We start from the raw sequence: 13,607 nt of genomic DNA, 5'->3' as shown, positions 1-13,607 counted from the left end.
TCTGCAACAGGATGTCGTCAATTGCAATTTCGCCGCGCCCGCATCGCTTTTGCCCCTCGCGGAAGTCTGCTATTTTGCCCTCTTGTATTCACATGTTCCGCCCGGCCTCGCCCAGGCGGTCTGGCCCGGGATCCCGCACTTGCCTGTTTCCGCCTCTCCCCAGCGCGCTCTGGCGCGCGATTTCGGCCTGCTGCTGGCCGCGTTGAGCATCGGTCTGGCGTGGAGCTGGCCGCTGCTCGACCCGCGCTATCTGCCGCTGCATGACTCGCTGTTTCTGGTGGAGAGCTTTCACTACTTCTACAGCCATCTGGCGCAGCACGGCGAGCTGCCGTATTGGATTCCGGCGCTGGATTACGGCGTCCCCGCCACCATCCAGTTCTTCTCCGCCATGGAGCCGTCGCGTGTGGCGGTGATGGCGCTGGGGCTCCTGCTGCGGATCGATGACGCGCTGCTGCTGGTGAAGATCGCCTTTCTGCTGGATCAGGCGATTCTCACCCTCGGCGTGTGGCTGCTGGCGCGCGAGCTGTTTCGCCAACCGGGGGCGGTGTTCCTCACCACCCTGGCGGCGGCGTTTGTCGGCCAGCCCTGGTTGTTGCTGGTGCAGTTCAATCTGGGCATCGTCTATCTGCTGCCCATGCAGCTGTTTCTGGTGGTGCGCGGGTGCCGTTTGCACAGTTCCGGCCATCTGTTCGCCGCTTTGGCGCTGGCGCCGTTCGCCTATTATTTCGTCGGCCTGCATCTGCTGATTCTGTTCATCGCGCTGCTGTTCGCGCGGCGCGCGCACCGCTGGCCGTGGCGGGAGATGCTGCGGCTGAACCGCGCGCGCGCGGCGGGTCTGGCGCTGCTGTGCGTGTGGGCGGCCATCTGCCTCGGGTTCTACTGGCACATCAGTCAGTCGACGGATTTTCTGCACGGGCAGGAGGGACGTGTCGGTCCATTTGTGCCATTGAGCGAATATCTGACCTACTCCGATCCGATGATTCGGCTGCCCCGCTTGCTGCACCTGCTGGGCGGGGCCATGGATTTCACCCGCGTGCGGGTCAGCGGCTATACCGGATGGTTGCCGCTGCTGGCGTTCGTCTACGCGCTGCTCGTGGTGCGCTCACGGCTGTTTCTGGGTTTTGCTCTGGCCACCCTGGCGGCGTGGGGGATCAGCGCGGGCGGGGTCATCGCCGCCCTGGCGTATCTGTTTCCCAGCATGCAGTTGCTGCGTCACCTGGGACATATCGGCGGCATTGTACAGGTGCTGTTGATCATTAGCGCGGGATTCGGACTGGAGCGCCTGTTCCGCGCCGCAGGTCGGGCGGGTCGGCGCGGCGCAGCCTGGAGCCTGTGGAAACGGCGGCCAACGCGCACCGAGTTGTTGCTGCTGGCCGGGTTGGCGCTGCTGATCGTGGATGGCGTGGGCGCCTACATCGTGCATACCGATGTGCTGCCGACGCGGGAGTTGGCGGGCGGAACGCGCTGGGAGTGGCTCATCGCCTATTTGACGCGCATCGTCGCTTATGTTGCGGCGGGAGTCTGGATGTGGCGCTGGGGCCGTCGCGCCGTCCCGCGCGGGGTCGGCGTTCTGGCGCTGGCGCTGGGGGCGGCGCTGATGCTGGATGTGGGCCTGTTCCATGGGCTCGAGCGCCACAACCACCCCCGCCTGGACGCCGAGGCCCGCGCGCGCATCACCCCGCTGTTCTCCCGCAGCCCGCTCGCCTACCAAGCGCAGCGCATCGCCCACAACCAAGCGATGGCCGACGCGCAGAAGTATTTCGGCGCGGCGATCCTCGATGGCGGCCCCCTGCGCGCCAGCGAGGATGTGCGCGACCCGATTCACCACGCCACGCTGGGTTGGGAGACCTGCCAGCACGCCTGGCCCGCCCTGGTGATCTCGCCGCAGGTCCGCGTGCTGCTGACGGCGTTGGGGGTGGGCGCGCAGGAGTTCCCCGACTACACCCGTTCGCTGGCGCAGGCGTCCGCCAAAACCCGCGCCATGCTTGGCTGCGAGCGCCCCAAATTGCGCCTGCTGCACGCCGCCCAGGGCGCGCGGGCGCACACCCCCGTCGAGGCGGTCAGCAGCGTCATCGCGCGCCCCGCGCCGACCCATGTGACGCTGCGTTCAGCGGCGGATTTCCGCGCTGCGCCGCTGCGCATTACCGATCCGCAACTCCAGGCATTGCTGCCGTCGCCGCCCGCCGATGCGCGCACGCGGCGGTTGCAAACCTATCGCGACGACGCCTTCTTTGAACGCCGCATCACGCTCCCATTCGCCCTGGATCTGCGTTTCCAGAGCCCTTTCCAGGTCCGCTCTTACGCCATGCGCAGCGGCCCCCACGGCGCCGACAGCCGCGATCGCATGCCACTGGCCTGGCGGCTGTGGGGCTCCAACGACGGCCAAACCTGGTCCCTTCTCAGCCAGGTGCGCAACGCGCCGCCGTGGCGGCAGCGGGAGACCCGGGAGTTCGCCATCGACGCCCCCGCCCGCTATACGCGCTACCGCCTGCAGATCGACGCCTTGGCCGCCGGGGAGATTCTGCGCCTGCACCAGTTCGTGTTGAGTCCTTTGCAACTGCGCGCCGACAGCGCAGCGGCGCCCGACGCCGCTGCGACTCCTCGCGCCGGCGAGCTGGAGCAACCGCTGCGCTATCACGCCAATCTGCTGAAAACCGCCGTGCGCGTCAGCGATCCGCAGGGGGCGTGGCTGGTCTACGCCGACGCCATCAACCCCTATTGGAAAGCGCGCCTGGATGGCCGTCGCGCCGAGTTGTGGGAGGCGGATCTGGGCTTCAAGGCGCTCTTCATTCCGCCGGGAGAGCATCTGGCGACGTTCTATTACGACGACCCTATCGCGCGCTGGCTGTTTCGCGCATTTTTGCTGTTTCCCATCGCGTTTGCGCTGGCGCTGGCGCGCTTGTGGCGGGGCCCGCGCGCCCTTGCCGCGCGGTTGGACAGGTGATCAGCGGGCCATGACCGGACCGCTTCGCCCAGATTTCACTCTTTCTGAGACTATGTGATTTTGGTTTCGACTCCGATCCCGCAAGAGGGCGCCGCGCCGCCGCGTCGTCAACGCCTGGCCCACGCGCTGCTGCTCACGCTGCTGCTACTGGGCGTCAGCCTCGCGTTGCGCGGTCTGCACCTGTGGCCGGATCAGTTTGACCAGCCCGGTTGGCGCTATCCGCTCTACCATCTGCTGCGCGTGATCCTGCTGCTGCTGCTGTTCCCCCTCCTCTACGGCGCCGGACGCCTGCTGCTGCCGCGGCCTGCGCGTCTGCTCAGCCCGCGGCTGGATCGCTTCAGCCATTTTCTCGCCTGCGCGACCACCGGCATGGCCGCCATCTCCCTGCTGTTCGCCGGTTTGGGCATGGCGTCGCTGTACTACCCGGCCACCTTCCTCACCGTGGGCGCGGGGTTGGCCGCGTGGAGCGGCTGGGTCGCCCATGAGATCGCCGCCCCTATGCGCCGCTGGTTGCAGGCGCAGTCGCCGCTGACCTGGGGACTGCTGGCGGTGAGCGTGGCGCTGCTGGTCGATTACGCGATGGCGGAGATGCTCGCCCTGCGTCTGGAAAACAATGATGTGCCCGGCAGCTATCTGCCGTTTCAGGATGAAGTTTTGCACCAAACCCATGGCTTCTGGCCGACCTTCCGCCTGCCGATGTTCGCGGTGATGCGGGGGGCTGGCTGGAGCTTCTTCGTGATGGGGTTGAGCGACCATCTCTCGGCCTCGCTGGCGGGGTTTGCCGCGCTGCTGCTGCTGTTGCTGCTGCTGGTGCGCCTCGGCGCGGGGCTGTGCGGCAGTCTGCGCATCGCCTGGCTGGGGGTGATTCTGCTGTGTCTGTGGCCGCAGGGGCCGCAGGCCGAATTGAATCTGTACAAGACCCACGTGATCATCGCCGCCTTTCTGGTTGCGGCCTGCTACTGGTTGATTTTGCTGCTCAACCACGCCGCCGCGCGGCAGTCGCTGCCCGTGCGCGGGGCGATGCTCACCCTCATGGCGATGGTGGTTCTCTACCCGGCCTATCTGCTTCTGCTGACGCCGCTGCTCGGCTGGACGTGGCTGCTGGCGCGCTGGCGCGGATGGACGGCGGCGCGGCGGGCGGCCATCCAGGGTCTGCTGTGGAGCGCGGCGGCGTGGGGCGCGGCCATCGCCTACAACAGCCTGACCCTGGGGCACCCGGATTTGACGTTTGAGCGCTTCGACGCGCTGGCCGATGTGGCGCGTTTTTCCGAACACAGCAGCCTCTTCATTTGGAAGCTGCAGCGGGTGTTGCAAGGCGATTTTCTGCTGCATGCGCCAACCTGGGAGAGCCTGGCGACGGGCGCGGGTCATGTGCTCGATGGGTCGCTGTGGCGTTGGCGGCCGCTGGCGATCCTCGCTCTGCTGGGGGCGGCGCTGCTGTGGAGCGCGCTGACGCCGCGCCGCGACGGTGCGGCGGAGATCGACCTGACCGCCTGGATCGTCCTGCCGGGCTTTCTCGGCAGCGCCGCATTGGCGCTTCTGCTGAACCATGCGGTGGTGTTTCGCGCCACCGGTTTCCGCTTCGCCTTCAGCCTGTTGGCTCTGCTGTGGTTGAGCGGATACGTGGCCGGGCGCGTATCCGACCGGGGCCAGCGCCGCCGCATGGCCGGCGCGATTCTGCTGCTGCTGGCGCTGCCGCAACCGCAGTGGCCCCCCCTGCGCGCGTGGGATTGGGACTTTGTGCGCGGGCGCGAAAGCTTTTTGTCGGTGATCGAGCGGCAGTGGCCGGGAACCCGCGAAGCGTGGCGACTGCAGCGGATGATCGACCCCGAGCGGCGAATCTTGATGCTCAATTGGCGACCGGGGGCGCTCATGCTGCCGGGCGGGGCCTATCAACGTCCGTGGCAGAACCCGGCGATGCCGGACCTGCCCTATCTGATGTTCGCCGAGCCCGCGCAGGGGCGCGCCGCGCTGTTGCGCGCGGGAATCGACGTGGCGTCGGTCGATCTGCGCGCGCCGCAGGTGTTCATTGCGTCCAGCCCCCTGTTTCATCCGGCGGCGCTGCGGGACAATTTCCGCCTGCTCGCGCCGCTGCCCGACGCCGACGCCGAGCGCGTTCTGCTCACGCTGCGCGCCGATGAGGGCGAAGCCCTGTCGGAGGCGTTTCTCGCCCGCTATGATCGCTTCTTTCATCAGGGCGGGGTCGCGTTGCGCGAGTTCGACCACCTCTACGCCTTGGGCCAGTGTCTGTGGCGCATGGCGCAGGAGCCGGGACAACCGGGCACGGATATCGGCGGCGCGCAGAATTTTCTCGCCTCGCCACAGCAACGGCAGGCGTGTCGCAGGCAACTCTCGCCGCCTTGACGACCGCCGCGTGATACGCGCGCGCCGCCACAGGGGCAACGGAAAAGGATTGCCCCCGCCCCGCCGGGTGGCGTAAAAAACGGGGGCTGTTCGCCTCGTTTCCACCTCGATTGATACAGACGCTTGTTTGGGAGCTTGCGGCGTATGCGGGTATTGATCACCGGCGCGCGCGCGCTGGCCGCATTGGGGCTGGCGCGCCGTTTTGCGCAACAGGGACATGCGGTCTACACCGCGGATTCGGTGCATCTGCCCGCCAGCCGATTCTCCAACGCGGTTGTGCGACACACGACCACGCCGAGCCCGCGCGCGGATCATCTGGGCTTCATTGAAGCCCTGGAGCGCATTATCCGTCGTGACAAGATCGACCTGCTGGCGCCAACCTGTGAAGAGATTTTTTACATCGCCGCGTTCTGCGAGCGGCTTTCCCGTCTATGCCGGGTCTTTTGCAATGATCTGGCCCTGTTGCGGCAATTTCATCACAAGGGGCGTTTGGCGTGCATCGCGCAGGGTTTGGGGGTGTCGATTCCGCACAGCGAGACCCTCTCCAGCGCGCAGGATCTGCAGCCCTATCTGGCGCGCAGCGCCGCATATGTCTTCAAACCCGCCTACTCGCGTTTCGCCGCGCAGACGCTGATTGGCCCCAGCGCGACCCAGTTGCGCCGAGTGCGCCCCTCGGAGCAGAGCCCGTGGGTGGCGCAACCCTATTTGACCGGCGACGAACAGTGCGCGTATGCGGTGGCCGTGGATGGCGCGCTGACCGCGTTCTCCTGTTATCGTCCGCTCTATCGCTGGGGGCGGGCCGCCGGGTTCTATCTACAACCGGTGGAAGCGCCCACGTTGCTGGCGTTTTGCCGCCGCTTTGCGCACCGGCATCGCGTCACCGGACAGTTCGGATTCGACCTGCTGCTGCGCGATGGCCGCTATCATCTGCTGGAGTGCAATCCGCGGGCGACCAGCGGGGTTCACCTGTTTGACGCCGCCACGCCCCTGTCCGCCGCGTTTGCCCACGGCCAACCCGCCGCCCCTGCGCTCACGCCCGCGCGCCACGCCCCGGTGATGATGGCCGACGTCATGCTCCTGTTTGGCCACAGCCGCGCCCGTCACCCCTGCGCGCAGACCTTCTGGCGGGATTTCCGCCGAGGTTCGGATATCCTCTACTCGGCGCAGGATCGCGGGCCTGTCATGGGCAAATGGTTGGGTGTCGGCGAATCCGTGGTCAGGGCGCTGAGTCGACGGATGACGTTTATTGAAGCCTCCAACCGCGACCTGGAGTGGAACGGCGAACCGCTGCAACAGGAGACCGCCGCATAGCGGCCATGCGCCCCGCTCAGGACGCGGCGTCGGGCGGCGCGGACCGCGTTTGCGCGGCGCGGTTGGCTCTGCCCAGCACCAGGCGCACCAGATGGCGCACCCCCACCCGATAGCGACGCAACGCGCCCTCAAACAGGATCAGCCCGAGGGTGACGCTCCACGACAGCAGCCAGGCCAGCGCGCGCTGTTTGGTCACCCAGATGTGAATGACATTCAGCGACATGGCGCGTTTGCGCACCCACAGCAGCTGGCGGTCGCTCATGTTGGAGAAGTTATAGGCGATGCGCCAGGACATGTCCCAGCGGTCGGCGATGTCATCGTAGAGCGTGTCCAGATTAATGCGCTGCCGATAGCGTTCAAAGATCATGGTGCCTGGAAACGGCTGCAGAATGGTCGGCAGGTAGATCAGATCGTTATCGCGGCAAAATTCCACCGAATCGCGCACCGACTCCACCGTTTCGCCGGGCAGACCGACAATGAAGTTGACCTGCGCGGTCATCCCCACCGTGCGCGCCGCGCGGATGCCCGCGGTGATGCGTGGAAGATCGGAGCTGCGATGGATGTTGCGGCAGATCTCCGGGGAGATGCTCTCGATGCCGTAATTGACGTAGTGGCAGCCGGAGCGCTTCATCCAGGTCAATTTCTCCTCCGTGGCCACCTCCGGGCGCGCCATCACCCACCAGGACATATCCAGCGGCGCCACCGCGCGGCACACATCCTCCACATGCTTGCGCGAGGCCATGAACTCCAGATCCGCCAGGAAGATGTTCTCAATGCCATAGCGCTCCTTGAGCAGCGTCCACTCCTCGGCCACCCGCCAGCCGGAGCGAGCGCGCACCCGCCCCGGCATTTTGGTTTCCACACGTCCGCCGGGCCAGGCGTTGAGGAAACCGGGGTTCTTCTCCACCGAGTTGGTGCAAAAATCACAACTGTAGGCGCAGCCGCGCAAACTCCAGCTCACCATGCTGCGCTTGTCGTCGGTGAAGAAGTCGTTCTCCACCATCAGATCCATGTCGAAGTGGTGGTAGGCCATCAGCGGCAAGGCGTCCAGATCTTCAATCACCGGGGCCAGCGGAGTTTGGATCAACGCGCCGTCGCGTTGACGGAAGGTCAGCGAGGGGACTTCATTGAAGGCGGCGCGCTCGGCGATGGCGTCCAGCAGCGGCAGCAGCATCGGTTCGCCCTCGCCGGTGGCGATGGCGTCGGCGCCGGTGTAATTCAGCGCCGTTTCCGGCAGGTAGGAGACCCCCAGGCCGCCCAGCACCACCGGCAGTTCGCGGCGGGTTTGGCGAATGCTCGCGATGGTTTCGCGCATGCCTTTGACCTGGGAGGCGAAACCGGACATCAGGCAGACGTCGAAATGCTCCTTTTTGAGGAAACCCTGGATCGCCTCCGGGGCCATGCCGTGGTTGTGCAGGTCGGCGCAGACCACCGTGTGTCCGGCCTGTTCGGCAAAGGCGATCAGCTGTCCCATGGCCAACGGCATGTAGATGGAGGTGCGATAGGCTTGCGACGGCGGGTGCGCGAACAGAATGTTCATGAAGCGGTTTCCTGATGACACAAAGGGGCGGGCGGGCGCAGGGGCGCGGCGGCGGGCGTGGGCGACCAGCAGTGCGCCACCGTCGCGGCGGTGGCGAGGGTGGCCTGCGCGCGCAGCGCGGCGATGACCTGCGCAAACAGCGCCAGCCGCGCAGACAGCGGATGTTTGCGGTCGCGCTGGGTGGCGCGGGTCAGGCGCGCCTCGGTGGGGTCGGCGTGCTCCATCAACTCAAAATCATGGAACTGATAGATCAGCGTCCGCTCGCGCGCGGCGATGGCGTGGAGCGTGCGCGTCATGCGCGCCGGTTGGCGGATGATGAAGGAGACCCACGGCGCGCCCAGACGCGGGGTGACGTTCAGCGGCAGCTCGGTGAGGGTCTCCTCGGCGGCGTTGCGCGCCAGGGTGAAGACGCCGCCGGCGGCGCGCCGCACCCCGGCGGGAAAGGCGGTGGGGGCGACGCCCAGGGCGCGGTCGGCCAGATGCGCGGCCCATTTGTAGGCCGGGAACAGACGTCCGGGCATGACGCTGGAGTCATAGCGATAACCGGCTTGCAGCAACATCTCCGCCAGCGCCGCGTCCATGGCGTAGCCTGGTCCGCGAAAGCCATACACCGGTTGGCCGGTCAGGTCCTGCAACAGTTTGCGGCTATCGTGCAGTTCGCGCCATTGCCGCGCGCGCGACAGATGGCGCAGCTCCAGGGGGTGGGTCAGCGAATGGCAGGCGACCTCGTGTCCGGCGTCCAGCAGACGCCGCAGGGTCGGTCGGCAGATCGGATGGCGGGCGAAATCGGCCACCAGAAAGAAGGTGCAGGGTGCGCGTTGGGCCTCTAGCAGGTCCAGAAAACGCGGCAGCCAACGGGTGTAGCTCAGGCCGATGTGCGCCTCATCCCGCTGCAGCAACCGCCGCCGCCGTCCCCACCCCTGCGCGTGGCCGTGCAGGCAATCCACATCCATGCTTAAGATCGCTTGCCGATCCACAACGGCGCTCCTCGTTGCCGCAACGCCCTGCCCTGTTGCGCGGTGGGCCAATCATAATAACGGCTTTCGGCCAATTCCGGTTCTGTGGGCGGCGGCGGCGCGCGCAGCGCATCCGCCAGCAACGCCGCCGCCTCGCCCAGCAAGCGGCTGCTGTAGTGATGAAACGACTCGCCCGGCGCCAGGGGCAGGGGGCGTTGCGCGATGATCCCGCCCGCGTCCACCCGGGCGACCATGCGATGCCAGGTCAGCACCGGCGTCGTCCCCTCCGCCAGCGCCCACATCGGGGTCATCGCCCCGCGATAACGCGGAATCCGACCGCCATGGAAATTCCACGCCGCATAGCGCGGATCGCGCACCACCGCCGCAGGCAGAATGCGCGGACATCCCATTGAAATCAAGCAGTCCGGCGCAAATTGCTCGATCAGCGCGGGTAGCGCGGCGTCATCCACCCGCGGCAGATGGCGACGCTCTGCGCCGTGGCGACGACACACGGCGTCCAATCCGCCGCCCGCGGGCGGAACCGCCGCGCGCCACGCCTGCAGCAGCAGCAGCGGCGCAAAATAGCGCGGAAAAGAGACCAATCGCCGCCACACAAAGCCCACCCCCGCCGCCAGCGGGGTAGTCGCCACCAGCACCGTGTCCGCGCCCGCGTTCAGGCGCAGGAATTCGGCGAAAAAGCGCGGCGCGTAGACGCGATCGGTGGAGGTGATAAACAGAATGCGCACGTTTCGGTCCCTGGCGCGGCGGCGCGATATGCCAACGCCCGCGCGCGGGCGACAAACTTCAGAGCCGCTATCATAGGCGATTCCGCTCGCGGCTCAATGGCAAACCGCCGATGGCGGGCCGGAGCAACGCGGGATTGATTGTTATGCAACGGATCTGCTAGAAATTAACTCTCACAGAAAACAGAGCGGTCAACGCGCCAGATCGTTCCCCGCTGCCCACGCCCGCCCCAGCCGCCAGCCCAAGATACGCCCATGTCGAGTCTCCGCATCACCTTCGTCTACAACGATTTTGAACATTTGGGCACGGCCTATCTCATCGCCAGCGCCAAACGCGCGGGCCATGCCGCAGCCTATGTGCACTATCAGCAGATGGACCAGTTCCAGTTCTCCAACCACGCCGAGAACGTGGACGCCATCGTTGAGCGCATCGCGCGCACCCGCCCCCAGGTGGTGGGATTCTCCTGCATCACCGCCAACTATCAGAGCCAGTTGGCCATCGCCCGCGCGATCAAGGCGCGCCTGCCCGGGGTGAAAACCCTGTTTGGCGGCATCCACGTGACCCTCACCGCCGAGCGCGTGTTGCGCAAACCCGAGGTGGATTGCGTGGTGCGCGGCGAAGGCGAAGAGGTGCTGGCGCTGCTGCTCGATGGCTGCGGCGACACGGCGGATTTCTGGCCCGCCGCCGCGCCGGCCGGGGCGACCTTCAAACGCGCCGACGGCGGCGTGGTCGGCGCCTTCGACATGGCCCCCAAGATCCGTGACCTGAACGCCCTGCCCGACCCCGACAAGGAGGAGATCTACGCCGCCGCGCCGCTGTTTGCGCAGGAGTATCAGATCATGGCCAGCCGCGGCTGCGCCTACACCTGCACCTACTGCTACGCTGGCTCCATCCCCATCACCCCGGGCGAGCCGCGCATTCTGCGGCGCGAACCGGAGGACGTCATCGCCGAGCTGGAGCGCGCGGTGCGTCGTTATGGCGCGGAGGCGGTGACCTTCCACGACGACATCTTCACCGCCAGCCGCCCGTGGCTGGAGCGTTTCCTGCCGCTGTACAAGGCGCGCGTGGGGCTGCCGTTCTGCTGCTCCACCTACCCGGCCTCCATGGACCCGCCCAAGGCGCGTGCGCTCAAGGACGCCGGCTGCATCTATATCGCCATCGGCGTGCAGTCCCTCTCCGAGGAGATCTGCCGCAACGTGCTCAACCGCCCCATCGACCCCGACCGCGTGCGCGACTGCATCAATGCGCTCAACGAGGTTGGCCTGATGAATCAGGTGGACCACATTCTGGACATCCCCGGCGACACCCAGGCCAACAGCGAAAAGGCGCTGCTGTTCTATAACGAAACGCGGCCCTCGCGGATTCAGGTGTTCCAGCTCAACTATCTGCCCAAAGCGCCCATCATCCAGCACGCCCTGGCGCATGACGCCATTGATCCCGACGAGATCGAGGCGGTGGAGGAGGGAACCAGCCGCGCCAACTTCTACGCCCTCTACCAGACCGCCTCGCGCGATACCCGCGCCACCGCGTTTCTGCTCAACTGGATGATGCTGCTGCCCAAACCGTTGGTGCGCTATCTGGTGCGCAGCGGTCTGTACAAGCGCATCTATCTCCCCGGCCCCTACGTCAACCTGATCATTCCGCGCGTGATCCTGGCGCTGATCAGCGCCAACGATCTGCGCGGCCGCCACCACTTGCGCCGCTTTGCCGCGCGCAAACTCGGCGGTCTGTTCAAATGGGCGCAACCGCTGTTCGCGCTGGCGGCGCGCAGGAATCAGAAAGCGACCTGAGAGCGCCTTGCAAAATGGCGCCCTGCGAGCCCACACGCAGCTCGCCATTGGCCAAGCGCTCTAAGCGGTCATCCACTGTTGATGCCAGAGGGCGAAAAACAGCAGGCTCCAGAGCGGATATGCCGCGTCAATTTCGCCGCGCAGATGGGCGTTGAGCAGCGCCGTCACCGCCTGCTCGTCCCACACCGCCATGGCGCGCAGTCGGGACGGGGCGAGCAGATCGCCGGTCATCTCGCGCAGATCCTCCCGCAACCACGTCCCCAACGGCATGCCGAAGCCCTCTTTGGGGCGCGTGAGAATCGGTTTTGGCAAGCGTCCGCGCATCACCTGCCGCAGAATCGTTTTGCCCTGTAGCGCAGGACTGAGCTTGAGCGCGGGCGGGGTGTGCGCGGCCAGCTCCGCCAGCCGGTGGTCGACAAACGGAACCCGCGCCTCCAGGCCGTGGGCCATGCTCATGCGATCCAGTTTGACCAGCATGTCGTTGGCCAGATAGAGGCGCTGATCCACGTAGAGCTGGCGGTTGAGCGGATGGGCGTCGTCGCACTGGGCGAAGCAGGCCGCGTAGGCGTCGCCAACGCTGACGCGGCGCGCCTCCCGGGCGTCGGCCGCCAACAGCGTTTGGCGCAGTTCGCGATTGCAGATGATGCGCCAGTGAGCATGGGCGCGTTCGGGCGGCATGGCCGCCGCATAGGCGAAGCGGGCCAGCTTTTCGCGCCACGGCAGTTTGCCCGCTGCGGGAGGGCCGGGCTGCGCCGCCCACTTTGCCAGCCGCCGCCGCGCGCTGTGCGGCAGGCGCGCATACAGCGGCAGCAGCCGGGCGGCCACATAGGTGGGGTAGCCGGCCAACAGTTCATCGGCGCCATCGCCGCACAACACCACGTCCACATCGCGTTTGGCGCGCTGGGCCAGGGCGTAGACGCCCACCATGGAGCCGTCGGCGGTGGGCTCTTCGGCGTGGTGGGCCAAGCGCGGCAGCAGCGTGGTCAACGGCTGCGCCAACTGGACTTCGCGCAGCGCCAGGCCCAGATCCCGCGCCACCAGACGGGCGTGGCGCGATTCGTCAAAACCGGACTGCATGGGACGAAAATGGTAGCTCTGAATGGGGTCAGCGCGGGTTTGCGCCATCCACCAGGCCACCGCGCTGGAGTCCAGGCCGCCGCTTAACAACAGCCCCACTGGTTTGTCGGCCAGTTGATGGTCCGCCATCACCTCGGCCAGGGTCTCCTGCCAGCGCGCGCGCCACTGTGCGGGCCGCAACCGGGGGCGCGACGCGAACGCAAGATCCCAATAGGCGCGCGTGGCGACGCGGCCATCGGCGGCCACGCTCATCTCATGGCCCGGCGGCAGTTGCCGGATATCGGCGAACAGCGTGCGTGGGGCGATGACGTAATTCAAACCCAGAAAGTGGCCCAGACTGGTCTGATCCAGCGCGCGCGGGACCTCGGGATGGGCCAACAGCGCTTTGATCTCCGAGCCAAACGCCAGCACGCCGTCGCCTTGATAGAGGAATAGCGGTTTCATCCCCATGCGGTCGCGCGCCAGCCACAGCCGCTGGCGCGTTTCGTCCCACAGGGCGAAGGCGAACATGCCGGTCAGTCGCGGCAAACAGGCGCGGCCCCATTGGGCGTAAGCGTGCAGAATCACCTCATTGTCGGAGCGCGAGACGAAACGCCGCCCCAGCGCTTCCAGCTCCCGCCGCAGCGCCGGGCTGTTATAGATTTCGCCGTTGCACACCAGCCACAGCCCCTGCCCGGCGTCGCCCATGGGCTGTGCCCCCGCCGCAGTTGGGTCCTGAATCGCCAGACGCGCATGGCCCAGGGCCATGGGCCCCCGCAGCGCACAGCCGCGTCCGTCGGGACCGCGATGGGCGATGGCGTCGACCATGGCCTCGACAACGCGCGCGTTGTCGATGGGTCGGTGTTGGAATTGCAGATATCCGGCGATGCCGCACACGGCGG

General features: G+C 66.9%; 8 protein-coding genes. 4 read left to right on the top strand and 4 right to left on the bottom strand.

Annotation, left to right across the window (positions count from 1 at the left end):
* Positions 1-139: 139 nt before the first annotated feature.
* The 3 genes from MAIT1_RS15340 to MAIT1_RS15330 all read left to right on the top strand — a co-directional run bounded on the left by MAIT1_RS15340 (position 140) and on the right by MAIT1_RS15330 (position 6,619).
* Positions 140-2,944 (top strand): hypothetical protein, encoded by a 2,805-nt coding sequence (locus MAIT1_RS15340; RefSeq protein ID WP_085444434.1) that lies wholly within the window; start codon positions 140-142, stop codon positions 2,942-2,944.
* Between the two features lie 54 nt (positions 2,945-2,998).
* A complete protein-coding gene (locus MAIT1_RS15335) occupies positions 2,999-5,308 on the top strand; it encodes a hypothetical protein (protein WP_085444433.1) in 2,310 nt (769 codons plus the stop codon).
* Between the two features lie 144 nt (positions 5,309-5,452).
* On the top strand, positions 5,453-6,619 hold the full coding sequence (locus tag MAIT1_RS15330; protein WP_085444432.1) for an ATP-grasp domain-containing protein: 1,167 nt from the start codon (positions 5,453-5,455) through the stop codon (positions 6,617-6,619).
* A gap of 16 nt (positions 6,620-6,635) precedes the next feature.
* Here the strand turns inward: MAIT1_RS15330 and MAIT1_RS15325 are convergent, their stop codons facing one another.
* The 3 genes from MAIT1_RS15325 to MAIT1_RS15315 are packed head-to-tail and all read right to left on the bottom strand — an operon-like array spanning position 6,636 to position 9,861.
* Complete coding sequence (locus MAIT1_RS15325; protein WP_085444431.1) at positions 6,636-8,159, bottom strand: B12-binding domain-containing radical SAM protein; 1,524 nt, start codon at positions 8,157-8,159, stop codon at positions 6,636-6,638.
* The gene (locus tag MAIT1_RS15320; protein ID WP_143814875.1) at positions 8,156-9,136 is read right to left on the bottom strand and encodes a polysaccharide deacetylase family protein; all 981 of its coding nucleotides are present in this window, start codon (positions 9,134-9,136) and stop codon (positions 8,156-8,158) included. The genes MAIT1_RS15325 and MAIT1_RS15320 overlap by 4 nt, the downstream gene beginning before the upstream one ends.
* Positions 9,115-9,861 (bottom strand): formyltransferase family protein, encoded by a 747-nt coding sequence (locus tag MAIT1_RS15315; protein ID WP_085444429.1) that lies wholly within the window; start codon positions 9,859-9,861, stop codon positions 9,115-9,117. The genes MAIT1_RS15320 and MAIT1_RS15315 overlap by 22 nt, the downstream gene beginning before the upstream one ends.
* Before the next feature lie 252 nt (positions 9,862-10,113).
* On the opposite strand from MAIT1_RS15315, the gene MAIT1_RS15310 reads away from it, so the two are divergent.
* Complete coding sequence (locus tag MAIT1_RS15310; protein ID WP_085444428.1) at positions 10,114-11,649, top strand: B12-binding domain-containing radical SAM protein; 1,536 nt, start codon at positions 10,114-10,116, stop codon at positions 11,647-11,649.
* 60 nt (positions 11,650-11,709) lie between these two features.
* On the opposite strand, the gene asnB is transcribed toward MAIT1_RS15310, so the two are convergent.
* Complete coding sequence (gene asnB / locus MAIT1_RS15305; protein WP_158089537.1) at positions 11,710-13,602, bottom strand: asparagine synthase (glutamine-hydrolyzing); 1,893 nt, start codon at positions 13,600-13,602, stop codon at positions 11,710-11,712.
* Positions 13,603-13,607 lie beyond the last annotated feature (5 nt).

This window comes from Magnetofaba australis IT-1, from assembly GCF_002109495.1.
GTDB classification, from domain to species: Bacteria; Pseudomonadota; Magnetococcia; order Magnetococcales; family Magnetococcaceae; genus Magnetofaba; species Magnetofaba australis.
This window is presented reverse-complemented; position numbering and strand designations above follow the sequence as displayed.